This window comes from Streptomyces sp. NPDC086766 (assembly GCF_044746005.1).
Taxonomy (GTDB): domain Bacteria; phylum Actinomycetota; class Actinomycetes; order Streptomycetales; family Streptomycetaceae; genus Streptomyces.
In genome coordinates this window covers 417223-443654 of sequence record NZ_JBIVBI010000002.1, presented here as the reverse complement: position 1 = coordinate 443654, position 26432 = coordinate 417223, and the positions used below count along the sequence as shown (strand labels likewise).

20 protein-coding genes are annotated in these 26432 nt (G+C 72.9%); 7 read left to right on the top strand and 13 right to left on the bottom strand.

From position 1 onward, the window contains the following. Positions 1-158 precede the first annotated feature (158 nt). The 3 genes from ACIPM1_RS05125 to ACIPM1_RS05115 are packed head-to-tail and all read left to right on the top strand — an operon-like array spanning position 159 to position 2882. Positions 159-326, top strand: a complete 168-nt coding sequence (locus ACIPM1_RS05125) for a hypothetical protein (protein WP_402429078.1) — start codon at positions 159-161, stop codon at positions 324-326. Then, on the top strand, positions 311-1525 hold the full coding sequence (locus ACIPM1_RS05120; protein ID WP_402429075.1) for a TOMM precursor leader peptide-binding protein: 1215 nt from the start codon (positions 311-313) through the stop codon (positions 1523-1525). Before ACIPM1_RS05125 ends, ACIPM1_RS05120 begins: the two co-directional genes overlap by 16 nt. Next, entirely contained in the window at positions 1518-2882 is a 1365-nt protein-coding gene (locus ACIPM1_RS05115) for an ABC1 kinase family protein (protein ID WP_402429072.1), read from the top strand. The genes ACIPM1_RS05120 and ACIPM1_RS05115 overlap by 8 nt, the downstream gene beginning before the upstream one ends. A gap of 50 nt (positions 2883-2932) precedes the next feature. On the opposite strand, the gene ACIPM1_RS05110 is transcribed toward ACIPM1_RS05115, so the two are convergent. From ACIPM1_RS05110 to ACIPM1_RS05090, 5 genes are all read right to left on the bottom strand, one after another. After that, positions 2933-3142 (bottom strand): hypothetical protein, encoded by a 210-nt coding sequence (locus ACIPM1_RS05110; protein ID WP_356185910.1) that lies wholly within the window; start codon positions 3140-3142, stop codon positions 2933-2935. 133 nt (positions 3143-3275) lie between these two features. Beyond that, positions 3276-3599, bottom strand: a complete 324-nt coding sequence (locus ACIPM1_RS05105; RefSeq protein WP_356185906.1) for a hypothetical protein — start codon at positions 3597-3599, stop codon at positions 3276-3278. Further along, positions 3596-3964: a WhiB family transcriptional regulator gene (locus ACIPM1_RS05100; protein ID WP_356185903.1), complete on the bottom strand. Its 369-nt coding sequence runs from the start codon at positions 3962-3964 to the stop codon at positions 3596-3598. The genes ACIPM1_RS05105 and ACIPM1_RS05100 overlap by 4 nt, the downstream gene beginning before the upstream one ends. A gap of 173 nt (positions 3965-4137) precedes the next feature. Then, positions 4138-4458 (bottom strand): hypothetical protein, encoded by a 321-nt coding sequence (locus tag ACIPM1_RS05095; protein WP_402429069.1) that lies wholly within the window; start codon positions 4456-4458, stop codon positions 4138-4140. Positions 4459-4621: 163 nt separating this feature from the next. Next, a complete protein-coding gene (locus tag ACIPM1_RS05090) occupies positions 4622-6826 on the bottom strand; it encodes an ATP-dependent DNA helicase UvrD2 (protein ID WP_402429066.1) in 2205 nt (734 codons plus the stop codon). Positions 6827-7007: 181 nt separating this feature from the next. Here ACIPM1_RS05090 and ACIPM1_RS05085 point away from each other — a divergent pair, with 181 nt between their 5' ends. Beyond that, a complete protein-coding gene (locus tag ACIPM1_RS05085; protein ID WP_356185894.1) occupies positions 7008-7250 on the top strand; it encodes a mycoredoxin in 243 nt (80 codons plus the stop codon). Positions 7251-7369: 119 nt separating this feature from the next. Here ACIPM1_RS05085 and nudC read toward each other — a convergent pair whose 3' ends face one another. The 5 genes from nudC to ACIPM1_RS05060 all read right to left on the bottom strand — a co-directional run bounded on the left by nudC (position 7370) and on the right by ACIPM1_RS05060 (position 18034). Then, a complete protein-coding gene (gene nudC, locus ACIPM1_RS05080; RefSeq protein ID WP_402429062.1) occupies positions 7370-8323 on the bottom strand; it encodes an NAD(+) diphosphatase in 954 nt (317 codons plus the stop codon). A gap of 142 nt (positions 8324-8465) precedes the next feature. Continuing rightward, positions 8466-9869, bottom strand: coding sequence for a dipeptidase (locus ACIPM1_RS05075; RefSeq protein ID WP_402429059.1), 1404 nt, complete (start codon positions 9867-9869; stop codon positions 8466-8468). Between the two features lie 10 nt (positions 9870-9879). Further along, positions 9880-13599, bottom strand: a complete 3720-nt coding sequence (locus tag ACIPM1_RS05070; RefSeq protein WP_402429056.1) for a UvrD-helicase domain-containing protein — start codon at positions 13597-13599, stop codon at positions 9880-9882. A gap of 272 nt (positions 13600-13871) precedes the next feature. Then, entirely contained in the window at positions 13872-17348 is a 3477-nt protein-coding gene (locus ACIPM1_RS05065) for an ATP-dependent helicase (RefSeq protein WP_402429053.1), read from the bottom strand. A gap of 290 nt (positions 17349-17638) precedes the next feature. Further along, complete coding sequence (locus ACIPM1_RS05060; RefSeq protein WP_402429051.1) at positions 17639-18034, bottom strand: MGMT family protein; 396 nt, start codon at positions 18032-18034, stop codon at positions 17639-17641. 186 nt (positions 18035-18220) lie between these two features. Between ACIPM1_RS05060 and ACIPM1_RS05055 the strand changes: the two genes are divergently transcribed. Beyond that, positions 18221-21136, top strand: coding sequence for a lysylphosphatidylglycerol synthase domain-containing protein (locus tag ACIPM1_RS05055; RefSeq protein ID WP_402429048.1), 2916 nt, complete (start codon positions 18221-18223; stop codon positions 21134-21136). A gap of 272 nt (positions 21137-21408) precedes the next feature. Continuing rightward, positions 21409-22950, top strand: coding sequence for an alpha/beta hydrolase (locus ACIPM1_RS05050; protein WP_402429045.1), 1542 nt, complete (start codon positions 21409-21411; stop codon positions 22948-22950). A 219-nt stretch (positions 22951-23169) separates the two neighbouring features. Here ACIPM1_RS05050 and ACIPM1_RS05045 read toward each other — a convergent pair whose 3' ends face one another. After that, positions 23170-23565 carry a hypothetical protein gene (locus ACIPM1_RS05045; protein WP_402429042.1) on the bottom strand — a complete coding sequence of 132 codons (396 nt, stop codon included), beginning with the start codon at positions 23563-23565 and terminating at the stop codon, positions 23170-23172. Positions 23566-23937: 372 nt separating this feature from the next. On the opposite strand from ACIPM1_RS05045, the gene ACIPM1_RS05040 reads away from it, so the two are divergent. Further along, on the top strand, positions 23938-24153 hold the full coding sequence (locus ACIPM1_RS05040; RefSeq protein WP_402429039.1) for a DUF6199 family natural product biosynthesis protein: 216 nt from the start codon (positions 23938-23940) through the stop codon (positions 24151-24153). A 282-nt stretch (positions 24154-24435) separates the two neighbouring features. Here the strand turns inward: ACIPM1_RS05040 and moeZ are convergent, their stop codons facing one another. Together moeZ and ACIPM1_RS05030 are read right to left on the bottom strand one after the other, a co-directional pair. Continuing rightward, the gene (moeZ, locus tag ACIPM1_RS05035) at positions 24436-25614 is read right to left on the bottom strand and encodes an adenylyltransferase/sulfurtransferase MoeZ (protein ID WP_356185867.1); all 1179 of its coding nucleotides are present in this window, start codon (positions 25612-25614) and stop codon (positions 24436-24438) included. 63 nt (positions 25615-25677) lie between these two features. Beyond that, a complete protein-coding gene (locus tag ACIPM1_RS05030) occupies positions 25678-26364 on the bottom strand; it encodes a spherulation-specific family 4 protein (RefSeq protein WP_402429036.1) in 687 nt (228 codons plus the stop codon). Between the last annotated feature and the right edge of the window lie 68 nt (positions 26365-26432).

The following is a 26432-nucleotide window of genomic DNA, read 5'->3' as shown; positions in this document are numbered from 1 at the left end:
TCCGGGACGGTTCCGTGCCGATCCCCCCACCCGGCGTTTGATTCGTACGACGAATATCCCCTGCCTGTGGACAACTTTCGGCGCCGGCGGACGGGACCGGGCATGCTGGCACTCGTCGGGAGGCGAGGGCCGGGCTCCCCGGCATTTGGGGACGTTCCGTGACGCCTGTCCTTTCCTCGGCCTTCAACAACTCCTTCGGCGACTCCTTCGACGATCTTCAGCACCTTCCCGACCACCTGCTCCGGCTCCGGCACTCCGCCGGCGCCTTCCGGCGCATCTTCGGCACTTCTTCCGCTCTACGGGGGACCGCATGCATCCGATGGTGAAACCCGCGCTCAGGCGCGGCTGGCGCGATCTGAACACCGTGCAGTTCGGGATGACTCCGGCGCACGCGATGACACTGGGTCCGATGGACACCGCGACGGGCAGTTTCCTCGACCTGATCAACGGGACGCGCGGGCTGCCCCTGCTCCGGCAGGAGGGGCGCCGCATGGACCTGCCCGAGGGCCATGTCGACGGGCTCGTGGAGCGGCTGGCCGGGGCCGGGCTCCTCGACGACGCGCGGGGAGGCGGTGCGGCTGCGGACGCCCTGCGCGGGAAGAAGGAGGTGATGGACCGGTTGCGCCCCGACCTGGCCTCGCTCTCCCTGGTGGCCCGCGCGCCGGGCGACGCGATGAGCCGCCTGGCCGCCCGGCGCGACCTTCGGGTGCTGGTCCGGGGCGCGGGCCGGGTGGGCGCCCTGCTGGCGGCCGTGCTGTCCGGCGCGGGGGTCGGAGAGGTCGACGTGCGCGACGGCGGCTGCGTCGAGCCGTGGGACGTGGCGCCGGGCGGGCTGCCCGCGGAGGCCGTCGGTGAACGCAGGGACGCGGCAGCGCGGCGAGCCGTGCGCCGGGCGGCCCCGGACCGCCCGGCGCGGCGCGACCCGCACACCCGTCCCGAGGAGAGTGATCCGGGTCACTCGCTGGTGATCCTCGCCCCCCGGGACGATGTGGCGGTGCACACACCCGACCCGTCCGCGGCCGCGGACCTCCTCGCCACCGGAACACCGCATCTGTACGCCGGGGTCGTGGAGGGTACGGGGATCGTGGGGCCCCTCGTCCTGCCGGGCGAGACCGGCTGCTCCGGCTGTCTGCACCGGGACCGCGCGGACCGGGACGGGGCGTGGCCACGCCTGGTCGCGCAGTGGCGCTCGGGCAGAGCGCGCCCGGTGCGGCCGTGCGATCTGGCCCTCGCCACCACCGTCGCCGGCCTGGCGGCCGCGCACGCGCTCACCTTTCTCGACGGCGGACGCCCCTCCAGCGCGGGCGCCCGCTGGGAGGTGTCCGTGCCCGATCTGGACTGGCGCGCCCGCCCGCTGTGGCCGCATCGTGACTGCCCGTGCGGAGCCACGGAAAAGCCCAGTACGGAACACCCCTCAAAGAACGGGGAGCGACGCGAGACAATGGCGGAGCAACGGCCGTCGTCGAGGATCCGCCGTCAGGCGGGGGCGGCACGGCCTGCTGGGACTTGGAGGGCGCATGTCTGATCTTCCCCGGAAGGCGGTCACCCGGACCGCCAAGCTCGCCGCGCTTCCGCTCGGCTTCGCCGGGCGGGCGACCTGGGGACTCGGCAAACGGATCGTGGGCGAATCCGCGGAGCTCGTCGGCCGGGAACTGCAACAGCGCACAGCGGAGCAGCTGTTCAAGGTGCTCGGCGAACTCAAGGGCGGCGCGATGAAGTTCGGGCAGGCCCTGTCCGTCTTCGAGTCGGCCCTGCCCGAGGAGGTCGCCGGGCCCTACCGTGCGGCGCTGACCAAGCTCCAGGAGGCGGCGCCCCCCATGCCGACCCGCACCGTGCACTCGGTGCTGGAGCAGCGGCTGGGCGCGGACTGGCGGGAGCTGTTCGAGGAGTTCGAGGACAAGCCGTCCGCCGCGGCCTCGATCGGCCAGGTGCACCGGGCGGTGTGGCACGACGGCCGCGAGGTGGCGGTCAAGGTGCAGTACCCCGGCGCCGGCGAGGCCCTGCTGTCCGACCTCAGCCAGCTGAGCCGCTTCGCCCGCCTGCTGGGCCCGCTGATCCCCGGCATGGACATCAAACCCCTGATCGCCGAGCTCAGGGACCGGGTCTCCGAGGAACTGGACTACGCCCTGGAGGCCCAGGCCCAGCAGATCCACGCGGAGGAGTTCGTCGACGATCCGGACATCGTCGTCCCGGCGGTGGTCCACCAGCGCGACGAGGTCCTGATCACCGAGTGGATCGAGGGCGTCCCGCTCTCGGAGGTGATCGCGGACGGCACCCCGGAGCAGCGCGACCGCGCCGGTCAGCTCCTGGCGCACTTCCTGTTCTCGGGGCCGGCCCGCACCGGCCTGCTGCACGCCGACCCGCACCCGGGCAACTTCCGCCTGCTGCCGGGCGGCCCCGGCGGCGAGGACGAGTGGCGCCTCGGTGTGCTGGACTTCGGCACGGTGGACCGCCTTCCCGGCGGCCTGCCGACGCCGATCGGCGAGTCCCTCCGCATGACCCTGGACGGCGAGGCGGAGGCGGTCTACGAGCTGCTCTGCGCGGAGGGTTTCGTCCGGGAGTCGATCGAGCTGAACCCCGACGCGGTGCTCGACTACCTCCTGCCGATCATCGAGCCGGCCCGGGCGGACGAGTTCACCTTCACCCGGGGCTGGATGCGCAGCCAGGCGGCCCGCATCGCCGACCCCCGCTCCCCCGCCTACCAGCTGGGCAAGCAGCTGAACCTGCCCCCGGCGTACCTGCTGATACACCGGGTGACCCTCAGCACCATCGGTGTGCTGTGTCAGCTGGGGTCGACGGTGCGGCTGAGGGACGAGCTGGAGGAGTGGCTGCCGGGCTTCTCGCCCGACGCGGACGACGAGGAGGCTGCCGCGGAGGCGTGAACCGTTCCGGGGCGTGCCCCTCCCGGACGGCGGGTCCGGGAGGGGGCCTCTCACCACCAGGGAGAGTCGAGGCGTCCCTCGATCGATCTGAGGTTCTTCCGGGAACAGGCGTCGCAGAAGTAGCGGCGGACGCCGCCCTCGACGGAGCAGGTCCAGGTGGGTCGCGGGCCGTCGGGCAGGGCGCCGCAGCGCGCGCACACGACCCCGGGGGGCTCCTCCGAGGAGCCGCCGTGGTCACTGCCTCCGGAAAGACACGTCACTCCGCGACGATACCGCCGGTCCGCCGCACGGGGGCCGCAACGCACCGCGGGGCCGCTCCGTTCGCACGGATCGGCCCCCGGGGGGAAGAGCTCGCCTCCTGGTGAGGAGGCCACCGCTCGCGGGTGTGAAGGGTTACTGCATGACCGCGATGGCGAGCGCGCGCCGGGCGCGCCGCGAGGCGCGCTCGGCACGGCGCTGCATCCGGCGGGCCGCGGCCAGGCGCACGGCCCGGCGGTCCTGCTCCGCCTCACGCAGTCGCTCGTGCATATGCGCCCGGGCCAGTGCTTCTGGGATGAGTTGCATCTCTCGGGTCCTGTTCTGACGCGACGCGTTCGCGCCGGTGGTGGTGACGTCTTCGGTCGCGGAGCCTGCGGGCTCGCTGGTGGACGGCTTCATCGGGGCCTGCTTCTGGGGGTCGTGCGTGAGGGGGCGGTCGATCGTTCCGGTGATGTTCATGCCGTGACCGGGTTCTTGCGCGGGCGGCCACGCGGCCGCTTCCGGGCGACGACGACACCCTGGACGAACAGCTCGCCACCCCAGACGCCCCAGGGCTCACGCCGCTCCTTGGCGCCGGCGAGGCAGGCCGCCATCAGCGGGCAGGTGCGGCAGAGGGACTTGGCGTACTCGACGTCCGCCGGCGACTCGGCGAAGAAGACCTCCGGGTCGTAGGAACGGCAGGGGACGGGTACGCCGAGGTTCTCGATGGCGTCGTCGAGCGCGGTGAGCGCCGTGAGCGGGGTCAAGGTGGAGTCCTCCGTGAGGCCGGGCGGGGGGATCGTTTCGGAAGGCGGTACGGACGGGGCGTGCGCTTCGAGTTGCACGGGTCGTCTTCCTCGTCTGGTCGGTCCGGCCGGTGGGCCGGTGGTCGGCTGGGTACCGGGTTCTTTTGCTGCCCGAGGCCCCTTCGCTCCGCCGTCCCCGTTCGGGGAAAACAGAAGGGCCGCGGATCCCGGGTGGGGTTCCGCGGCCCTGAAGGCGCCGGCCTGATCGGCGATCAGGCTGGTTCACTCCAGGGTTCTGGCCCACGGAAGGCCCACATCAGGTGGTGCTGCGTCGTCTGCTTCCGGGCTCCGGCACCGGCCGCCGTAAAGGCATAGGCCTGCGCCTGTGCCGCTACTGCTTCCAGTGCCTTGGTCGGTCGCTCATTGCGCTCACGGATGGGAAGACCCGCGAGAGACAGGGAGGACGCCGGACGCACGGCACGGATGCCGGACAGACCGGTGCCCCGGTGGGAGACGCCGGGCATGCACAGGGAGACGACCGAGCGATCGGTCATTTTGGCGGAGCTGACGAAGCGGCTCTCGATGCTGATCACTGGACTCGCCTCCTCTCGGCGTCTCAAGGGCTGGGACGAACCAGCCCGTTGGATATGCAAGTACAACACGGAATCAGGGCCTCAGGAAGGACGCTGTTCCCGTGACCAAGAACCTATGGGGATTGCCGGGGCATGCGCAAACTATTTTTTCGACGAGTTGGCATCAGTCCCCCTCCTCCGCTCCGGCAAGGTCCTGGCCTGCGCAGAGGGCGAGAACATCGGCCCCGTAGCGGTGGAGCTTGCGCATGCCGACCCCGGGGATGCGCGCCAGCTCCCGCTCGTCGTCGGGCACGGCCTCGGCGATCGCCATCAGGGTCTTGTCGGTGAAGACGCAGAAGGCCGGCTGTCCACTGGCCTGCGCCTGGTCCGCCCGCCACTCGCGCAGCCGCTCGTAGAGTCCCTCGTCCATGTCGGAGGGGCAGTCCTCGCAGCGCATCAGTTTCATCTCACCGGCGTCGGTGAGCGTGCGGCCGCAGACCCGGCAGCGGGCCGGGGTACGCCGAACGCGCCGCGGGACGGCCTCGGCGGCCCCCCTGGGCACGGGGAAACCGCGCTCCACGCCACCGGCGGCACCCGCCGGGGCGCGCCCGGCGGCCGACGCGGAGCCGGGGCGCAGTCCGTCGAGGAACCGGCTGGGGCGGCGGCTCGCCCGTCCGCCGGGTGAGCGGGACAGCGCCCAGGACACGTGCAGCCGCTCGCGGGCGCGGGTGACGCCGACGTAGAGGAGCCGGCGCTCCTCCTCGATCTGCTCGTCGGTCCTGGCGTAGGTGATCGGGACCATGCCCTCGGCGACGCCGACCAGGAACACGACGTCCCACTCCAGGCCCTTGGCGGAGTGCAGGGAGGCGAGGGTGACGCCCTGCACGGTGGGCGCGTGCTGGGCACTCGCCCGCTCGTCGAGCTCGGCCACCAGGTCGCCGAGGGTGGCGCCGGGTCTGGCGGCGGCGAAGTCCCGGGCCAGGTTCACCAGGGCGGCCAGCGACTCCCAGCGCTCCCTGACGGCGCCGGAGCCGGCCGGGGGCTGCGGGGTCCAGCCCTCGCCGGACAGGACGGCACGCACCTGCGAGGGCAGGTCGACGGCGTCGTCGAGGAGGGAGTCGTTGCCCCCGAAGCGGGCGGCGCCGCGCAGGGCGACGCCCGCCTTGCGCACCTCCGGCCGGTCGAAGAAGCGCTCCGCGCCGCGCAGCTGGTAGGGCACGCCGAGGTCGGCGAGGGCCTGCTCGTAGGTCTCGGACTGGGCGTTGGTGCGAAACAGGATCGCGATCTCGCTCGCCGGGACGCCGGAGGCGATGAGGTCGCGGATGCGGCGGGCGGCACCCTCGGCCTCGGCGGGCTCGTCGACGTACTCGGTGTAGTCGGGCTCCGGGCCGGCGGGGCGCTGGGAGACCAGTTCCAGGCGGTGGTCGGCGGCCCGGCCGCGGGCCTGGGCGAGCAGCCCGTTGGCGAGGTGGACCACCTGGGGGGTGGAGCGGTAGTCGCGGACCAGCTTGACGACGGTCGCGTGGGGGTGGCGGGTGCGGAAGTCGAGAAGGTGGTCGGGGGTCGCGCCCGTGAAGGAGTAGATGGTCTGGCTGGCGTCGCCGACGACGCACAGGTCGTCCCGGTCGCCGAGCCACAGCTCCAGCAGACGCTGCTGCAGCGGGCTGACGTCCTGGTACTCGTCGACCACGAAGTGCTGGTACTGGGCGCGGACCTGTTCGGCGATGTCGCGCCGGTCCTGGAGGACGGCGACGGTGAGCAGCAGGACGTCCTCGAAGTCGATGACCGAGCGGCTCCGCTTCAGGTCCTCGTAGACGGAGTAGAGCTGGGCGATCTCGGCCGGGTCGCGGGGCACCTCCCGGCCGGCCTTCGCGGCCGCGGGCGCGTAGTCGGACGGGACGGTCTGGGTCACCTTGGACCACTCGATCTCGGCGGTGACGTCCCGCAGCTCGCCGCGGTCGAGGCGGATGCGGCAGGCGGCGGCCGCGTCCGCGACGAGCTGGATCTTGCGATCGACGAGCCGGGGCAGACTGCCGCCGATCGCTTTCGGCCAGAAGTACTGCAGCTGACGCAGGGCGGCCGAGTGGAAGGTGCGGGCCTGGACGCCGTGCGCGCCGAGCTGGCGCAGCCGGCCGCGCATCTCGCCGGCGGCGCGGTTGGTGAAGGTGACGGCTAGCACGCTGGAGGGCTGGAGGATCCCGGCGCGCACCCCGTAGGCGATCCGGTGGGTGATCGCCCGGGTCTTGCCGGTGCCGGCGCCCGCCAGCACGCACACCGGACCGCGCAGGGCGGTGGCCACCTCGCGCTGTTCGGGGTCGAGCCCTTCGAGCACCGCGTCGGCCGTGTCCGGTACCCGCGGGAAAAGGGGGGAGTGCGTTGCTGCTGTCACACGGCCATGCTGCCAGGTCGCCGGAGACGGGTGCGCCGGTTGTCCACAGGGAGGCACCCGCGGTCGTACTTATGCGTCGGGCGTCACGTCCGGCCGATACCCCCCATGGGAATGTCCCGCCCCGTCGCGTACGTTCCCTCTCCGGACGACTTCCCCGAGCTGCCTGAGGAGCGCGAGCGAGATGCAGGGTTCCGTGACGATGTACAGCACCACGTGGTGCGGCTACTGCCGCCGGCTGAAGAGCCAGATGGACCGCGAGGGCATCGCGTACACCGAGATCAACATCGAGCTGGACCCGGAGTCCGCGGCGTTCGTCGAGAAGGCGAATGGCGGAAACCAGACGGTCCCGACCGTGCTCTTCGCCGACGGCTCGACCCTGACGAACCCGTCGCTCGCCCAGGTGAAGCAGAAGATCAGCGCGTAACCGGAGCGCCGACGCGTACGAAGCGGTCCCCGACCTGTGTCGGGGACCGCTTCGTCATGCCGTGCGACGGACCACCGCGAGCTTGCGCGAGGCGCCGTCGGCTGCGCCGGGGCGCCGGGTCAGACGCTCCGCGTCGGCAGGGGCTTGCCGTACCAGAGCTCGATCAGGCGGGCCGCGATGGAGATGCCGTACGGGGGCAGCACCTCGCCGGAGTCGAAGGCGGCGCCCAGGTCGTCGCGGGAGAACCAGCGGGCCTCGTGGATCTCGTCGCCGTCGACCTCGATGTCGGTCGAGGTGGCGCGGGCCAGGAAGCCCAGCATGAGACTGGACGGGAACGGCCAGGGCTGGCTGGCGACGTACTCGACCTGCCCGACGGCGATGCCCACCTCCTCGTGCACCTCGCGGCGCACCGCCTGTTCGATGGACTCGCCGGGCTCCACGAACCCGGCGAGCGTGGAGAAGCGTCCCTCGGGCCAGTGCACCTGGCGGCCGAGCAGGATGCGGTCCTCGTCGTCGGTGACCGCCATGATCACGGCCGGGTCGGTGCGCGGGTAGTGCTCGGCGCCGCAGGCGGGGCAGCGGCGGATGTGACCGGCCGCCGCGATCACGGTGCGCTCGCCGCAGCGGGAGCAGAAGCGGTGCAGTCGCTGCCAGTTCTCCAGCGCGACGGCGTGCACCATCAGGCCCGCGTCCCGGGGCGACAGCAGCAGGCCGGCCTCGCGCAGTCCCGCCGGGCGGGCCGACTGGTCGATGCGGCCGGGCAGGGCGTCCTTCTGCAGCGCGAAGTAGCTGACGCCGTCCGCGTCCGTGCCGAGGAAGTAGCGGTGCGCCTCGGTGAGCGGGGCCTCGAACGAGGGGGTGGTGACGAGTTCGGTGCGTCCGTCGGGTGTCTCGTCGAGGAGCACCTGACCGCCGGAGACCACGAAGCAGCGAGTCGAGGGGTGGCTCCACGCCGCGGCCAGCCAGGCCTCGTCGAGCCGGTGGTGGGCGGCCCGGTCGATGCCGCTGGGCGCGGTGAGCGAGATGGGTCGATCGGCGTTGTGGTCGGTCCAGGTGGTCACGGGTGCTTCCAACTCCCCCGGTGCAACGGTTGTTTCGGCGGCGGTTCAGCGGGACGTGCGGCGGCGGGCGACCGGGTCCGGTGGGACCTGGAGGTGTGGGGCGGCCCTTCCAGTGTGCCCCGCGCGGGGCATCGGCCCGGAAGGCGGCCGCCGGTCAGGGAGCATCGCGCCAGTGCTCCGCGAGATCGCCCCAGAGGTACGCGCTGGTCTCGACTCCCTTGAGCAGGAGGTCGAGTTCGACCTTCTCGTTGGGGGCGTGCCAGCCGTCGGAGGGGACGGAGATGCCCAGGAACAGCACCGGGGCGCCGAGGACCTCCTGGAGGTCGGCGGCCGGGCCGGAGCCGCCCTCGCGCGTGTAGCGGACCGGCTGCTCGAAGGCGCGGCCCATGGCGCGGACCAGCGACTGCAGGGCCGGGTGGTCCAGGGGCGTCAGGCACGGGCGCGTGGCCGAGCTGAAGGTGATCTCGTGGCGGATCCCCGCGGGCACCTGCTCGGCGGCCCAGGCGCGCACCGCCTTCTCGACGTGCCCGGGGTCCTGGCCGGCGACCAGGCGGAAGGACAGCTTGACCATGGCCGAGGACGGGATGATCGTCTTGCTGCCGGGCCCCTGGTAGCCACCGCCGATGCCGTTGACCTCGGCGGTGGGGCGGGCCCAGACGCGTTCCAGGGTGGTGTACCCGGCCTCGCCGTGGGTGGCGTACGACTTCGCGGTGCGCAGCCATCGCCGCTCGTCGAAGGGCAGCTCGGCGAAGAGCTCCCGCTCGCGGTCGGTGAGCTCCACGACGCCGTCGTAGAAGCCGGGGACCGCCACGCGCGCGTGCTCGTCGTGCAGGGCGGCGACCAGGCGGGCGGCGGCGGTGGCCGGGTTGGGCACGGCGCCGCCGAAGGAACCGGAGTGGATGTCCTGGTCGGGGCCGTGGAGCCGGATCTCGCACTCGGCGAGGCCGCGCATGCCGGTGCAGACGGTGGGGGTGTCCTCGGCCCACATGCCGGTGTCGGAGACGATGACCGCGTCGGCGGCGAGCCGGTCCGCGTGCCGCTCGACCAGCGCCCGGAAGTGCGGGGAGCCGGACTCCTCCTCGCCCTCGACCAGCAGCTTCAGGTGCACGGCCGGGGCGGTGCGGCCGGTGGCGGCGAGGTGGGCGCGGACACCGAGGGTGTGGAACAACACCTGGCCCTTGTCGTCGGCCGCCCCGCGCGCGTGGAGACGGCCGTCCCGGACGACGGGCTCGAAGGGCTCGCTGTCCCAGCCGTCCTCGCGGGCGGCGGGCTGCACGTCGTGGTGCCCGTAGACGAGGACCGTGGGAGCCGTGGGGTCGTCGCCGGGCCACTCGGCGAAGACGGCCGGGGCGCCCGGGGTCGGCCAGACCTCGGCGGTCGGGAAGCCGGTCTCCTTCAGCTTGGCGGCGAGCCACTCGGCGCTGCGCCGTACATCGGAGGCGTGGTCCGGCTGGGCCGACACGGAGGGGATGCGCAGCCACTCGGCGAGGTCGTCGAGGAAGGCGGCGCGGTGCTGCTCGATGTACGTGCGGACGGCGCTGTCCGGGGTCTGGCTCATGGCCCCGAGCCTATCGGCCCGCGACGACATCCTGTTCGGGCGGTTCGTCACACTGCGGCTCCGCCAGCAGCAGCCGTTCCAGCGCGGCCCGGTCCGGCAGACCCCGGGGGCGTACGACCTCGCCGCTGCGCACGTACAAGAACGCGGCCGTGACCCGCTCCGGGGGGACGCCGCGCTGCTCGGCCCAGGCGAGGCGGTACACGGCGAGCTGGAGCGGATCGGCGGTGCCGTCGCGACCGGTCTTCCAGTCGACGATCTCGTACGTCGCCGAGTCGCCGTCGCCCTCCTTGTAGACGGCGTCGATGCGGCCCCTGACGACGCGCCCGGCGATCGCCACCTGGAAGGGGGCCTCGACCCGGTAGGGCGTGCGGTGCGCGTACACCGTGCGTTCGAAGGCTTCCTTGAGCATCTCCAGGTCGCGTTCGTCGGCGATCTCGGCGTCGCCGCCGGGCAGTTCCTCCGGCTCCAGCAGGGGCAGCGTGAGCTCTTCGAAGCGGGCCTCCACCCAAGCGTGGAAGCGGGTGCCTCGGCGCGCGGCGGGTTGCGGGGGGCGCGGCATGGGGCGCGCGAGTTCCCGCGCGAACCCGTCCGGGTCGGCGGCCAGGTGCAGCAGCTGCGACGCGGTGAGCGTCATCGGCAGGGGTACGTCCGTGACGCTCTGCCGGGCGCGCCGGAGTTCGCCGGTGAGCGCGTCGAGGTCGCGGTCCCAGGAGGCGACGGCCCGGGCCTCCTCCGGGGTGAGGGCTGGGGTGGATCCCGGTGAGGCCTGTGACGCCGGTGGTGTGGGCGAGGCGGAATGGTGACGGGCGGGCGCCGGTACGGAGGGCCGCTCCGGTGCCGCGGCGTGGTGCGGTGGAGCGGCCTGGTGCGGGACCGTCGGGCGGGTGCCCTTGCGCGCGTGGGTGGCGGCCGTGTCCTCGGTCGTGGGATCGGCTTCGCCGAAGAAAGCGTCCTCGGGGAGGGGGGCGTCGTCCGCGAAGAGGTCGTCTTCCAGGAAGGAGCCGTCCTCTTGGAAGGGGTCGTCTTCCTGAAAGGGGCCGTCGTCGGGGAAGGGCGCGTCCTCGTTGTAGAGCTGTTCGTCGTGGGACTGCTCGTAGGGCTCCTCGTAGGACTGCTCGGCGTGGCGCTGATCGCCGTACGGCGGCTCGTCGTCCGGGGGTGTGGGCCAGTCCGGGTCCTCGTGGGTGTCCGGGGCTGAGGTGGCTGCCGGGTGGGCGCCCGCGCGGGGGGCGAGCCGGTCGAGGTGGGCGAGAACCGTCGCGGCGGCGGCGCGGCGACGGGCCAGGGCGGTCTCGTCCAGGGGCAGGGGCCAGACCTGGTCGGCGGCCGCGCTCCGCAGGGCGGGGTTCTCCTCGTCCTCCCCCGGCTCGTCCGCCCACGCGTCGATCTCGCCGTACCCGGCGGCGCAGTGGTCGTACAGGGCCTGGAGGAAGTCGGACGGACCGCGGGGCTTCTTCTGGCTGGGGCCCCACCAGTGGCCGGAGCCGAGGAGCAGGGAGCGGGGGCGGGTGAAGGTGACGTAGCCGAGGCGGAGCTCCTCGGTGTGCTGGTGCTCCTTCATGGCCTCGTGGAAGGCCTTCATGCCGCGGGAGTCCCAGGACTCGACGTCGGGCAGGGTGTCCGCGTCGCCGCGCAGCGCGTGCGGCAGGACCTTGCCCTGAGCGGTCCACTTCTCGCGGCCCTGGCCGCTGGGAAAGGCGCCGGTGACCAGGCCGGGGACGGCGACGACGTCCCACTCCAGGCCCTTGGACTTGTGCGCGGTGAGCACCTTGACGGTGTTCTCGCCGCCGGGCAGCGCGTTGTCGAGGCCCTTCTCGTACTGGGCGGCGGTGCGCAGGAAGGCGAGGAAGGCCAGCAGGGTCGCCTCGCCGTCGCCGGCGGCGAAGGAGGCGGCGACGTCCAGGAAGTTGGACAGGGTCTCGCGGCGGCGGGCGGCCAGCGCGTGCGGGGACGCCGACAGTTCCACTTCGAGGCCGGTGACGGCGAGGACCCGGTGCAGGACGTCCATCAGCGGGTCGGACAGGGAGCGGCGCAGGTCGCGCAGCTCCTCGGCGAGCCGGGCGAACCGCACGCGCGCGGCCGGGGAGAACGGCAGCCCGTCGTCGTCCCCGCCGCCGTCCAGCGAGGTCCCCAGGAAGGTGTCGAGCGCGTCGGCGAGCGAGATCACCTCGGCCGGGTCGACGCCCTCGACGGCTTCGGCGAGCCGGCGGTCCGGGTCGTCGCCGGCGTCCGCGCGCGCGTGGGCGACGAGCCGCCTCGCCCGCCGCCCCAGGAGGGCGAGGTCACGGGGGCCGATGCGCCAGCGCGGGCCGGTCAGCAGCCGGACCAGGGACGCGTTGGCGCCGGGGTCCTGCAGTACCTCGCAGACGGCCACCAGGTCGGCGACCTCGGGCAGGTGCAGCAGCCCGGACAGGCCGACCACCTCGACCGGGACGTCCCGCGCGACCAGCGCGCCCTGGATCTGGGCGAAGTCGCCGGCCGTCCGGCACAGTACGGCGATCTCGCCGGGCGCCTTCCCCGTGCGGACGAGGTGGGCGATCGAGTCGGCCACCCAGTCGATCTCCTCGGCGTGGGTGTGCAGCAGCGCGCAGCGCACCAGGCCGTCCCGTTCGGCGCCGGGAGCGGGACGGAGGGCCTCCACGCCCGCGTGCATGGCGCGCAGGGGCTCGGCGAGGCCGTTGGCGAGGTCGAGGAGGCGGCCGCCGCTGCGGCGGTTCTCGCTGAGCGCCCGGCGGGTGGCGGGGCGGCCGTCGGCGTGCGCGAAGTGCTCGGGGAAGTCGTCGAGGTTGGCGACGGAGGCGCCGCGCCAGCCGTAGATCGCCTGGCAGGGGTCGCCGACCGCCGTGACCGGATGGCCGGTGCCGCCGCCGAAGAGGCCGGCCAGCAGGATGCGCTGGGCGACCGAGGTGTCCTGGTACTCGTCGAGGAGGACCACGCGGAACTCGTCGCGCAGCGTGCGGCCGACCTCGGGGAGCCGGCCGAGCCGCGCCGCCAGGGCGATCTGGTCGCCGAAGTCGAGCAGGTCCCGGTCGCGTTTGGCGGCCCGGTAGCGGAGCACCAGCTCGGCCAGCGCGCGGCGGGCGGCCGCCGTCTCGGGGACCTTGCGCAGGTCGGCGTTGGTGAGCTTGGCGCTCTCCAGGGTGTGGAGCAGGCCGGCGTCCCAGGCGCGCAGCTCCTCGGGGCGTACGAGGTGCTCGGACAGCTCGGCGTCGAGGGCGAGGAGGTCGCCGACCAGGTCCGCGAACGAGCGGGTGAGCGCCGGGTACGGCCCCGGGGCCTCGCGCAGCACGCGCGCGGCGAGCTGGTAGCGGGTGGCGTCGGCGAGCAGCCGGGCGGTGGGCTCGAGCCCGATGCGCAGGCCGTGGTCGGTCAGGAGCCGCCCGGCGAACGCGTGGTAGGTGGAGATCACCGGCTCGCCCGGCGGGTTGTCGGGGTCGATCGCGTCGGGGTCGGTGACGCCGGCCTTCACCAGCGCCTTGCGGACGCGCTCGGCCAGCTCGCCGGCGGCCTTGTTGGTGAAGGTCAGGCCGAGGACCTGCTCGGGGGCGACCTGCCCGGTGCCGACCAGCCAGACCACGCGGGCCGCCATCACGGTCGTCTTGCCGGATCCGGCGCCGGCCACGATCACCTGCGGGGCGGGCGGCGCGATGACGCACGCCGTCTGCTCCGGGGTGAACGGAATCCCGAGGAGCTCCTTGAGCTGCTCGGGATCGGTGATACGGGCTGGCACGTCAGAGAGGCTAGCGGCGCCCACTGACAGCCCGTGCCCGGCGGCCGCCCCGGGACCGCGGAGAAGCAGGTCACCCCGTGGGGTGCGGTCGGTCACAGGAGCCGCGAGCGTCCGCTCGCCGACGGCGAGGGCGGCATGCGGAGGCGCCCGGTCATTCGGCGACGGCGAAGCCCGGGCTTCCGGAGGCGCCGGCTCACTCGGCGGCGGCGAGGCCCGGCTTCCGGAGGCACCCGGTCAGGGGGCGACGGCGAAGCCCCTTCCGGGTCGCCCGCTCACTCGACGACGTGGTGGCCTTCCGGCCGCGCGCTGCATGAGGACCGGAACGCGCAGTGCGTGCAGTGCTGCCCGGCGGTCGGGGTGAAGCGTTCGTCGAGGACCTTTCCGGCGGCGGTGGCCAGCAGGTCGCCGACCCACTCGCCCTCCAGCGGCTCCTGCGCCTGCACCTTCGGCAGGGCCTCGCCGCCGTCCCGTTTCGCCGCGCCCTGGCGCAACTGCACGAGTTCGGCGCCGCCCGGCTCGGGGCGCCGCCCGTCGAATACCTCGTCCACGGCGCCCTCGCGGACGGCGAGCTGGTAGACGGCGAGCTGCGGGTGGCGGGCGACCTCGGCGGAGGTGGGTGCCTGCTTGCCCGTCTTGAAGTCGACGACGTAGGCGCGGCCGTCGCCGTCGGCCTCGACGCGGTCCATGGAGCCGCGGATGCGGACCTGGTGCTCGCCCGCCTCCAGGGTCACGTCGAAGTCGTGCTCGCTGGCCACCGGCGTACGGCCGGCGCGCTCCAGGACGTGCCACTCAAGGAAGCGTTCCAGCGCCACGCGCGCGTTCTCCCTCTCCTGCGCCGACTTCCACGGCGCGTCGAAGGCGAGCGCGTTCCACACCGTCTCCAGGCGCTCCATGAGGACCGCGAGGTCGGCGGGGGTCCGTCCGGAGGCGACCTCGTCGGCGAGGACGTGCACCACGTTGCCGAAGCCCTGGGCGGCGGTCGCGGGGGTGTCGGCCTTCACCTCGCGGCCGAGGAACCACTGCAGGGCACAGGTGTTGGCGAGCTGGTCGAGGGCGCTGCCGGAGAGCACGACGGGCTGGTCGCGGTCGCGCAGCGGCGCCCTGCTCTCGGTCGGCTCGGCCAGGCCCCACCAGCGGTCGGGGTGGGCGGCGGGCACCAGCGGGCGGCCGTCCTCGTCGGCGAGCGCGGCGAGCCGGGCCAGCCGGTGCGCGGCGGCCTCCCGGAGGGTGTCGGAGACCTGGTGGTCCACCGTCGTGGCGCGCAGTTCGGCGACCAGTGCCGCGACGGCGAGCGGGCGGCGCGGACGGCCGGTGACGTCCCTGGGTTCGACGCCGAGTTCGGTGAGGAACCGGGAGGGCTGGTCGCCGTCGTCGGCGGGGGCCTTCACCGCGGTCACCACGAGACGCTCACGCGCGCGGGTGGCGGCCACGTAGAACAGGCGGCGCTCCTCGGCCAGCAGCGCTCCGGGGGTGAGCGGCTCGGCGAGTCCGTCGCGGCCGATGCGGTCGGCCTCCAGCAGGGAGCCGCGGCGCCGCAGGTCCGGCCACAGGCCCTCCTGCACGCCGGCGACCACCACCAGGCGCCACTGGAGTCCCTTGGAGCGGTGCGCGGTCATCAGGCGTACGGCGTCGGGGCGCACGGCGCGCCGGGTCAGCGTGTCGGCGGCGATGTCCTGTGCCTCGACCTCCTCCAGGAAGTTCAGGGCGCCCCGGCCGCCGGTGCGCTCCTCCGCGCGGGCCGCCGTCGCGAACAGCGCGCAGACGGCGTCCAGGTCCCGGTCCGCGTTCCGTCCCGCGGCGCCTCCCCGGCGGGCGGCCCGCTCCAGGCGTGCGGGCCAGGGGGTGCCCTCCCAGAGGTCCCAGAGCGCCTCCTCGGCCGTGCCGCCGCCCGCGAGGCGCTCCCTGGCCTTCCTGAGCAGCGCGCCGAGGCGCTGGGCGCCCCGCGCGTACGCCGGGTCGTGCGCGACCAGGCGCTCCGGCTCCGCGAGCGCCCGTGCGAGCAGCTCGTCCGAGGGCGGCGGCAGGAGGTTGCCCCCGGCCCGCTCCTCCTCGCGCAGCGCACGGCCCAGACGGCGCAGATCGGCGGCGTCCATGCCCGCGAGGGGGGAGGCGAGGAGGGTGAGGGCGGTCTCGGTGTCGAGCCAGCAGGTGTCAGGGGTGGGCTGCGGCCCGGGCTCGGATTCGGCCTCGCGTTCCGACCCGGACTCAGATTCCAGTTCGGGTTCCGGCTCGGGTCCGAGATCGGACTCGGGCTCCTGTCCCCACTCGGGCCCAGGTGCCGGCTCGGGTTCCGGCCCCGTTTCGGGTGCCGATGCGGGTCCGGGTATCGATGCGGGTGCTGCCGCGGGCCGCGACGCCTCCGCCGTCGCCACCGCCCGCAGTGCCGTCAGCAGGGGGGCCACCGCCGGTTCGTGGCGCAGTGGCAGGTCGTCGCCGTCGACGTCCAGGGGCACGCCCGCGACCGTGAGGGCACGCCGGACCGCCGGGATCGTACGGCCGCCGGCGCGGACCAGGACCGCCATCTCGCCCCAGGGGACGCCCTCCTCCAGGTGGGCCCGGCGCAGGATGTCGGCGATGTTGTCCAGCTCGGTGCCGGGCGTCGGGTACGTGCAGACCTCGACCCTGCCGCCGTCGCGGACCGGGGTCAGCTCCCGGTGGGCGCGCACCTGGTCGGCCGGGAGGCGGGTGAGGGGCATCCGCCGGGTCAGCAGGCGGGTCGCGGTCAGCAGCGCGGCGGCGGAGCGGCGGGACGTGCGCAGCACCCGCACCGGCGCGGGGCGGCCGTCCGCGCGCGGGAAGGCCTGCGGGAACTCCAGGATGCCGTTCACGTCCGCGCCCCGGAAGGTGTAGATCGACTGGTCGGGGTCGCCGAAGGCGAGCAGGGTGCGGCCACCACCGGCGAGGGCGTGCAGCAGGCGTACCTGGGCGGGGTCGGTGTCCTGGTACTCGTCGACGAAGACCGCGTCGTACTGCGCGGCGAGGCGCCCGGCGACCTCGGGGCGGCGGGCGAGGAGCACCGCGCGGTGGACGAGTTCCGCGTAGTCGAGGACGCCCTGCAGGTCGAGCACGTCGAGGTACTCGGCGAGGAACGCGGCGGCGGCCTGCCAGTCGGGGCGGCCGATGCGCCGCGCGAAGGCCGCCAGGGCGTCGGCGCCGAGGCCCAGTTCGCGGCTGCGGGCGAGGACCGCGCGCACCTCGTCGGCGAAGCCGCGGGTGGTCAGGCAGGCGCGCAGCTCGTCCGGCCAGCGCACGTGCGCGAGGCCCAGCCGCTCCAGGTCCACCTGGCCCGCGAGCAGGTCGCGGACGGTCACGTCCTGTTCGGGGCCGGACAGCAGCCGCATCGGCTCCACGAACAGCTCGCTGTCCTGATGGGCGCGGACCAGGGCGTAGCAGAACGAGTGGAAGGTGGTCGCCCGGGGCGCGCGGGCCGCACCGGTCCGTGCGGCCATGCGGTCGCGCAGCTCGACGGCCGCCTTGCGGCTGAACGTCAGCACCAGGATCCGCTCGGGGTCCCCGCCGCGGGCGATGCGCGCGGCCACGGACTCCACCAGCGTGGTGGTCTTGCCGGTGCCCGGACCCGCGAGGACGAGCAAAGGACCTCTCTCGTGGTCAACCACGGCGCGCTGTGCGGCGTCAAGACGAGGGGGATCCCGTCGGGCCGGTGGGGTACGCACCAGTCGGTAAGCGCCACGGTTCCCCTGTCGCACCTGGGGGTGCGACAGGCGCCTGGTGGAGGAAGAGGAGCTCACGTGGTTCGCCGGTCCTGGTGGGTGTGCTGCTGTCGGTCACTGCCGGCGCGCGGCGCCGACGGGCGGCCGGGCCGCCGGATGGGAAAGGCGGTGGCCGCGGGATGAGGGGGACACGTGGAGCAGACGCTACGCCGACCGCCGACGCGGAAGCAGGGCTTCCCCTTCTTCCCTCCCGACGCTCCGGTCACGTGTGTCCCTCGAATCACGAACGTACGTCATGGCGCGGACGTGCCCCGATTCCCCCGTACGGGCCACGGGCTCCCCGCGGTCCCGTCCGATGGCGGAAGCTGTCAGGTGTGACGCTCCGCACGTTCGCCGCCGTCCCAGCGGGCCCGCTTCATGTCGATGCGCGGCACGTGGCCTTCGGCCGCCCTGCCCGCCTCCTTCAGGGGCGTGCCCTCGGTGCGGTAGTGGCCGAGCGCACGCAGTTCGTGTCCGGGGAGCAGGACGCCGTCGGCGCGGACCACACGCCACCACGGGACGGGTCCGCCGTAGAGGGCCATCACCTGCCCGACCTGACGCGGTCCGCCCTCCCCCAGCCATTCGGCCACGTCCCCGTACGTCATGACGCGGCCCGGCGGTATGAGCTCGGCGACCTCGAGGACCCGCTCGGCGTACTCGGGCAGCGCTCCTCGGGGCTCCGGGGGCTCCGGGGGGCCGGCGTCGGCAAGGCTCTCGTCGCTCATCCGACCCATCCTGCCGCACCGCACCGACACCGTGACGTGGTCGTTACCGTGCGTGGCCTTCGCCCCGAAGCGGCGCTTCGGGCAGACTGTGCGATCCCGCATTTGCACCCTGATGCCCCCGTGTGTCGGTGGGGCATGCCACCATCGTGCGGGCGGTGACCGGTGATACGAGACCAAGAAGAGACCATGAAGCAGCAGGGTGTGCACCCCGACGACGCGGAGGGCACCTCTGGGGTCTCGTCGCGCCCGGGAACCGGCGACACGGACGGCACGCGGACGGGCGACCGGCCCGGCGGGACGGCCCAGGAGAAGTCAGGGCCCCGGTCCGAGGAGCCGGACCGTAGGAAGTCAGGGCCCCGGTCCGAGAAGCCGGACCTTGGGAAGCCCGAGAGCCGGTCCGGGAAGCCGGACCCTGGGAAGCCCGAGAGCCGGTCCGAGACGACGGACCGCAGGAATCCCGGCCGCGGCAAGGCGGAGAAGCGGTCCCGCGTGGACGCCGATGTGACGCACATCGACGAACTCGAGGGGGACGAACCGCTGCTCCCCGCGCGCGTGCACCGTCCCTCGGACCTGATGCGGCTGCTGGTGGGCCTGCTCGGCATCGTCGTACTGCTGGCCATCGCCGCGTTCGCGCACGGCACCACCTCGGGCCTGGAACAGGACATCAACAAGGGCACCGGGCAGGCGCCCGACCTGCTGATCAAGATCGCCGGACTGGCGTCGAGCATCGCGATCCTGCTGGTGCCGGTGGCCTTCGCGATCGAGCGGTTGATCAAACGGGACGGGTTGCGCATCGCCGACGGCGTGCTCGCGGCCGTCCTGGCGCACGGAGTGACACTCGCCACCGACCTGTGGGTCGCCAAGGCCGCGCCCGGCTCGATCCAGGATGCGCTCACCCAGCCCTCCCCGGGCGACATCCACGCCCTGACCGACCCGGTGCACGGCTATCTCGCCCCCGTCATCGCGTACATGACGGCGGTCGGCATGTCCCGCAGACCGCGGTGGCGCGCGGTGCTGTGGATCGTGCTGACGCTCGACGCGTTCTCGATGCTGGTCACCGGCTACACGACACCGTTCTCGATCATCCTGACGGTGCTCATCGGCTGGACCGTCGCCTACGGCACGCTGTACGCGGTGGGCTCGCCGAACGTGCGGCCCACCGGCCGGACGCTGATGGCGGGACTGCGGACCGTCGGCTTCCACCCGGTGAGCGCCGCCCGCGAGGAGGCCGCGGACACCGCCGACAACGGCGACCGCGGCCGGCGCTACTTCGTCACCCTGGAGGACGGCCCGCCCCTGGACGTCACGGTCGTCGACCGCGAGCAACAGGCACAGGGCTTCTTCTACCGCGTCTGGCGCAACCTCACCCTGCGTGGCTTCGCCACCCGCAGCAGCCTGCAGTCGCTGCGCCAGGCCCTGGAGCAGGAGGCCCTGCTCGCCTACGCGGCCATCGCGGCCGGCGCCCACGCGCCCAAGCTGATCGCCACCTCCGAACTCGGCCCCGACGCCGTGATGCTCGTCTACGAGCACACCGGCGGGCGGACCCTCGACTCGCTGGACGACGAGGAGATCACCGACGAACTGCTGCGGCACACCTGGCAGCAGGTGCGGGCCCTGCAGTCCCGGCGCATCGCGCACCGCAGGCTGGCGGGCGACGCGATCCTGGTGGATCGTTCCGGCAGGGTGATCCTCACCGACATGCGCGGCGGCGAGATCGCGGCCGGCGATCTGCTGCTGCGCATGGACATCGCCCAGCTGCTGACCACGCTCGGTCTCAGGGTGGGCGCCGAGCGGTCCGTGGCCTCCGCGGTCGGCGTCCTGGGCCCCGACGCGGTCGCCGACTGCCTCCCGATGCTCCAGCCCATCGCACTGACCCGCAGCACCCGCGCGACCCTGCGCAGGCTGGGCCGGGAGCGTGCGCACCGGGAGCGCGAGGCGGTTCTGGAGGCGTCCCGGCAGGCCAAGCAGGCGCGGCTGGAACAGGCCGCCGAGGAGGCCGGGGCGGTACCGGAGAAGCCGGACAAGAAGACCGTGCGCGCCGAGGCGCGGGCGGAGAAGCGCGCCCTCGACGAGGCCATGGACGAGGCCCGCGAGGAGGACCTGCTCACGCAGATCCGGCACCAGGTGCTGCGGATCAGGCCGCAGGCCCCGGTCGAGCCGGCCCGGCTGGAGCGGGTGCGGCCGCGCACGCTGATCAGTTTCATCGCCGGTGCCATCGGCGCGTACTACCTCCTGACGCAGCTCACGCACATCGAGTTCGGCACGCTCTTCGCCCACGCGCAGTGGGGCTGGGTGGTGGCCGCGGTGCTGTTCTCGGCGCTCAGCTACGTGGCGGCGGCGATGGCGCTGCTGGGGTTCGTGCCGGAGCGGGTGCCGTTCCTGCGGACCGTGGCGGCGCAGGTCGCCGGCTCCTTCGTGAAGATCGTGGCGCCCGCCGCGGTCGGCGGGGTCGCCCTGAACACGCGGTTCCTGCAGCGGGCCGGGGTGCGGCCGGGGCTGGCCGTGGCGAGCGTCGGTGCCTCCCAGCTGTTCGGACTGGGCTGCCACATCCTGATGCTGCTGTCCTTCGGCTATCTGACCGGCACCGAGAAGACGCCGTCGCTGTCGCCGTCCCGCACGGTCATCGCGGGTCTGCTGACGGTCGCGGTGCTGGTCCTCGTGGTCACGTCGGTGCCGTTCCTGCGGAAGTTCGTCGTCACGCGCGTACGGTCGCTGTTCGCGGGGGTCGTGCCGCGCATGCTGGACGTGCTGCAGCGGCCGCAGAAGCTGGTCACCGGCATCGGCGGGATGCTGCTGCTGACCTTCTGCTTCGTGATGTGCCTGGACGCGTCGATCCGGGCGTTCGGCGACACCTCCACCTCGGTCAGCCTCGCCAGTGTCGCGGTCGTCTTCCTGGCGGGCAACGCGCTCGGTTCCGCCGCCCCGACGCCGGGCGGCGTGGGCGCGGTCGAGGCGACCCTCACGGTCGGTCTGATCGCCGTGGGCCTGCCCAAGGAGGTGGCCGCTCCCGCGGTGCTGATGTTCCGGCTGCTGACCCTGTGGCTGCCGGTGCTGCCGGGCTGGCTGGCCTTCAACCACCTGACGCGCAAGGGCGCCCTGTAGGGCGCCGGGCACGGCGTATCCAGGACGGTCCGGGCCGTGGCCGGGATGGCGCGTACTTCATACGGCCTGTAGCCGGGCCGCCGCCCTCACGCCGCACGGTCCTCGGGCCGCCGCCCTTACGCCGGACGGTCCGTACTCGCGCCGCCGCCCTCACGCCGGACGGCCCGTATGCCGGACGGTCCCTATGCCAGACGGTCCGCGCCCCGGACGGTCCGTCCCCCGGACGGCCCACGTCCCGCGCGGGTTGCCGCCCGCGGCGTGAGGATGAAGGTATGCAGAACCCCCGCGGGCTGCGCACCGCCGTCCTGACCGCTACCGCCCTCCTGCTGTCCTCCGCGTTGGCGGGCTGCGGCGGAGGTTCCGGAGACGGCGACCCGTCGGCGCAGCAGCTCACCTGGAAAGACTGCCCCGCCCCGTCCGCGTCGGAGGGCGGCGGCGCCGCGCCGTCGCCGCTGCCGAACGGCGGCAAGTGGCAGTGCGCCACGATGAAGGCGCCCCTGGACTGGAACAAGCCCAACGGCGACACCATCGACATCGCCCTGATCCGGGCCAGGGCGAGCGGTCCCGGCGCCCGCATCGGCTCACTGATCTTCAACTTCGGCGGCCCCGGCGGCTCCGGCGTCAGCACTCTCCCCGCGGTCGGCCAGGACTACACCAAGCTGCGCACGCGCTACGACCTGGTGAGCTTCGACCCGCGCGGGGTGGGCCGCAGCGCGGGGGTGAAGTGCGAGAGCGACGCACAGCTCGACCGGTACTTCCAGCAGGACGGGACGCCCGACGACGCCGCCGAGCGCACCCGGTTCCAGAACAACACCAAGCAGTTCAACGCGGCATGCGAGAAGAACTCCGCGATGGTCCTCCCCCATGTGGGCACCACCGACGCGGCCCGCGACATGGACCTGATGCGCCAGGTGCTCGGCGATCCCAAGCTGTACTACTTCGGCATCTCCTACGGCACGGAACTGGGCGGCGTGTACGCCCACTTGTTCCCCCAGCACGTCGGCCGCGCCGTCCTGGACGCGGTCGTGGACCCCACGCAGAACCCCGAGCAGGGCTCGCTCGGCCAGGCCAAGGGCTTCCAGCTCGCCCTGGACAACTTCGCGCGGGACTGCGTCTCCAAGAGCACCCCGTGCCCGATCGGCAGCACCCAGCAGGACGTCGAGAAGCGCATCGCCAAGCTGCTCGAGAACCTCGACGCCAAGCCGATCGCGGGCATCTTCCCGCGCCGGCTCACCCAGACCGCCGCGACCAACGGCATCGCGCAGGCCCTCTACTCCAAGGACCTGTGGGGCGCCCTCACCCAGGGCCTGCAACAGGCCTACGCCGGTGACGGCAAGATCCTCATGCTGCTGTCCGACGCGATGAACGGCCGCAGCGACAACGGCGAGTACAGCAACCTCACCGCCGCGAACGTCGCGATCAACTGCGCCGACCAGAAGCAGCGTTACACCGCCGGCTACATCCAGCGGAAACTGCCCGAGTTCCGGGCCGCCTCCCCGCTGTTCGGCGACTTCCTCGCCTGGGGCATGCTCAGCTGCACCGACTGGGCGGTACCGGGCGCGGCCGATCATCCCGACGTGAGCGCGGCCGGGTCGGCGCCGATCCTCGTCGTGGGCAACACCGGTGATCCGGCGACTCCTTACGCGGGTGCGAAGAAGATGGTGGACGCGCTGGGCAAGGGCGTCGGCGTGGAACTGACGTACAAGGGGCAGGGGCACGGCGCGTACGACAGCAAGGACAAGTGCGTGCAGGACGCGGTGAACCGCTACCTGCTCGACGGAAAGCTGCCCGCCGCCGGCACGGTCTGCTCCTGACCCCCCGAAAGCGCCGACGAGTTGGGGCGTGAGCGTCGAACTCACCTGGAAGGACCAGGGGACCACGGCTCCTACGGCAACGGCAGCGCCTGCGTCGACCGTCTCGGGACGAAGAGGCCCCGTTGGACCCCGGGTCCGGTAGGTGCGGAACCAGGGGGGTGCATGGCTCGCGCAGTCAGCAGACGCCATGCTGTCCGCGCGAGTCCAGCGTCCCTGCAATCAGGCCAGCGCAGGCATGAAGCCACCGCGCGCGGTGCCTGAGGACAGCAGGGCGGACCAGTCGAGTGTCTCCGGTAGCTGGTCCAGAGACATGACGACTGCTCCGCCGGCCTGTTCCGCGTCCGCGCACCATTCGCCCATGCCGCTCGATGCCGTGCCGTCGTCCGCCCCGCCGACTACCGGCGCGGCGAGAGCGGGGACGACGAGTCCGTGGTCGCCAGGTCCGTCTACGACGCACAGGGTGAGTCGAGGGACGATGCTCCATCCCTCGCACGAGGGCACCGCCCCGTCCGGCGCGATCAAGGGCGGCAGGGCATCGTGGACGGGCGCGCCGGCCAGCAGGAGCACAGGCATGGCACCACGAATGAAGAGAGTGTTCTCAGGTTCCAGCAGCACGGGGCCACTCTCGCAGGCTGGACCACCAAGGCGGCAGGCGGGTACCGAGAAGGACTACGCGCGCGCCGAGCCGAGGAGGGTGGCGGGATGACCTGGGACGCCCGAGGTCACACGAAGCCGCAGCTCAGCGAATCGATCAACCAGCCTCTCGCCTGAAGCGGGTGTCGCAGGTTCGGATCCTGCCGGGGCACCAGGGTCCCGGACCGATCAAGTCTGCGTCGTGCAGCCGGATCACACGGAGTGTCCGCGCACTAGTCCACGATCTCAGGGAGAGGGAGCTCTGGAATCAGAGGCGTCTGATGGAGCGCGCTGGGGGTAGAGGCGATGCCAGCGCTGCCTCCACTGGTGAGCGCACAGGGTGGGGAGAGACCGATGATCGTCGTACTGCTGTGTGTCTTCATGGTCATAGGCCTGATTCAGGTGATCAAGCCGCAGTTGCTGTGGAGAGTGAACCGGCCACTCCAGCGGCCCTTCGTGAAGGACTACGACGCCACTGAGCCCACGCAGGCCGGGTACACCATGACGCGCGTCGTCGGAGGGATCTTTCTGATTGTCGCAGCCTGGATGCTCGTTCGGACAATCTCCTAACTGCCCTACGCCTGGGCGGACTCCGACCCCGGCCAAGGCCGAGCGTCGACCACAGCCGGGGTCAGCCCCCCAGCTCGGGGACAGCCGGCACTGGGCCGTCCGTGGGCCGTCCGAGGGCAACCGATGACGACAGTCCACGACGGCTCTTCCCCGGCTCAGAGACGGCACTTCGGATGTCCGTGCGAGGTCGCCCGACGCCGACCGACCATGACAGAAGCCCACGGCATCCGACGAGGTCGGAGCCGTGGGCTTCTGCTGTCCCGCCGGGCGGCGGGAGCGGTGTCAGTAGACCGGCTTGTGCGGTTCGATCTGGTTGACCCAGCCGATGACGCCGCCGCCGACGTGGACGGCGTCGGCGAAGCCGGCGGACTTCAGGACGGCGAGGACTTCCGCACTGCGGACACCCGTCTTGCAGTGCAGGACGATCTTGCGGTCCTGCCGCAGGTTCTCCAGGGCGGTGCCCATGAGGAACTCGTTCTTCGGGATCAGGCGGGCGCCCGGGATGGAGACGATCTCGTACTCGTTCGGCTCGCGGACGTCGATGATGTCGATGCTCTCGCCCTCGTCGATCCACTCCTTGAGCTGCTTGGGAGTGATCGTCGAGTCGGCTGCCGCCGCCTGGGCCTCCTCGGAGACGACGCCGCAGAAGGCCTCGTAGTCGATGAGCTCGGTGACGGTCGGGTTCTCGCCGCAGACCGCGCAGTTCGGGTCCTTGCGGACCTTGACCTGGCGGTACTGCATCTCCAGGGCGTCGTAGATCATCAGGCGGCCGACCAGCGGCTCGCCGATGCCCGCGAGCAGCTTGATCGCCTCGTTGACCTGGATGGAGCCGATGGACGCGCACAGCACGCCCAGGACGCCGCCCTCGGCGCAGGAGGGAACCATGCCGGGGGGCGGGGGCTCCGGGTAGAGGCAGCGGTAGCAGGGGCCGTGCTCGGACCAGAAGACGGACGCCTGGCCGTCGAAGCGGTAGATCGAACCCCACACGTACGGCTTGTCGAGCAGCACGCACGCGTCGTTGACCAGGTAGCGGGTCGCGAAGTTGTCCGTGCCGTCGACGATCAGGTCGTACTGGCTGAAGATGTCCATCACGTTGTCGGCCTCGAGCCGCTCCTCGTGAAGGACCACGTTCACGTACGGGTTGATGCCCTTGACCGAGTCGCGGGCGGACTCGGCCTTGGAACGGCCGATGTCGGACTGGCTGTGGATGATCTGGCGCTGCAGGTTCGACTCGTCGACCTCGTCGAACTCCACGATGCCGAGCGTGCCCACGCCCGCGGCGGCCAGGTACATCAGCGCCGGCGAGCCCAGGCCGCCGGCGCCCACACACAGCACCTTGGCGTTCTTCAGCCGCTTCTGCCCGTCCATCCCGACGTCGGGGATGATCAGGTGGCGGGAGTACCTGCGGACCTCGTCTACGGTGAGCTCGGGGGCCGGCTCGACCAGGGGTGGCAGCGACACGGGGACTCCGTTGGTCGGTCAGTCATTACGGTTGGTCTCCACGTAACACTGCCACGGCCTTTTTCATTCCGAGACACCCGTTCCGACCCGCGAGACGATTTCGTCCCAGTAGCCGGGCATGGTCTCCCAGGGGTCGTCGTGGGCGCCGCGGGCCGTGCGCTCGGTGAACCAGATGGTCGCCGCGCCCTGCCAGCGGGCGATCCTCAGTGCCTCCTCCAGATGCCCGCGCGGGACGCCGTGCACGAAGTGGCAGAAGCGCTCGGGCGGATGGTCGGCGGTCCACTCGGCCACCTGTGACCAGCGGTAGTCGCTCCAGGAGCCGGAGAAGGTGACCAGCTGGTCGGCGTGCTCGGCGTAGCCGGGGTGGGGGTGGGTGCCGTGGCCGAGCACGATGTGGGGGTCGTCACACAGCGCGCGGAGCGTGGCGACCGCGCGGCGCGTCCCGGGCAGGGCGGTGCGGTCGGTCGGGCAGCGGTCCAGCAGGAAGCCGTCGACCTGGTACCACTCGAGGTACCGCTGTGCGTCCGCGATCAGTTCGGTGAAGGGCCGGGCCCCGCGCGCGGCGTCGAGATGGCCGAGGACGCGCACGCCCCCGTTGCGCAGGCGCCCGGCCGCCTCCAGGCAGTGCGGGTCGGGGCGGGCGCCGGGGCCGTCGGCGACGTTGAGGACGACCCAGTGCAGGGGCGTGCCGGGCCGGGACAGCTCGCCCCACTCGGCCGGGGCGAGCAGGGGGTGGGCGCAGCCGGGCACGCCCAGGCCGGTGCGGACGCCGGTGCCCGGTGGAGTGCCCGGTGGAGTGCCCGGTGGAGTGCCAGGTG

Excerpts from the sequence above, each read along its gene's own strand:
- ACIPM1_RS05120 (WP_402429075.1), top strand. The coding sequence starts at position 311 with ATGCATCCGATGGTGAAACCCGCGCTCAGGCGCGGCTGGCGCGATCTG.
- ACIPM1_RS05115 (WP_402429072.1), top strand. The coding sequence starts at position 1,518 with ATGTCTGATCTTCCCCGGAAGGCGGTCACCCGGACCGCCAAGCTCGCC.
- ACIPM1_RS05105 (WP_356185906.1), bottom strand. The coding sequence starts at position 3,599 with ATGAACATCACCGGAACGATCGACCGCCCCCTCACGCACGACCCCCAG.
- ACIPM1_RS05085 (WP_356185894.1), top strand. The coding sequence starts at position 7,008 with ATGCAGGGTTCCGTGACGATGTACAGCACCACGTGGTGCGGCTACTGC.
- ACIPM1_RS05075 (WP_402429059.1), bottom strand. The coding sequence starts at position 9,869 with ATGAGCCAGACCCCGGACAGCGCCGTCCGCACGTACATCGAGCAGCAC.
- ACIPM1_RS05060 (WP_402429051.1), bottom strand. The coding sequence starts at position 18,034 with ATGAGCGACGAGAGCCTTGCCGACGCCGGCCCCCCGGAGCCCCCGGAG.
- ACIPM1_RS05055 (WP_402429048.1), top strand. The coding sequence starts at position 18,221 with ATGAAGCAGCAGGGTGTGCACCCCGACGACGCGGAGGGCACCTCTGGG.
- ACIPM1_RS05050 (WP_402429045.1), top strand. The coding sequence starts at position 21,409 with ATGCAGAACCCCCGCGGGCTGCGCACCGCCGTCCTGACCGCTACCGCC.
- ACIPM1_RS05040 (WP_402429039.1), top strand. The coding sequence starts at position 23,938 with ATGATCGTCGTACTGCTGTGTGTCTTCATGGTCATAGGCCTGATTCAG.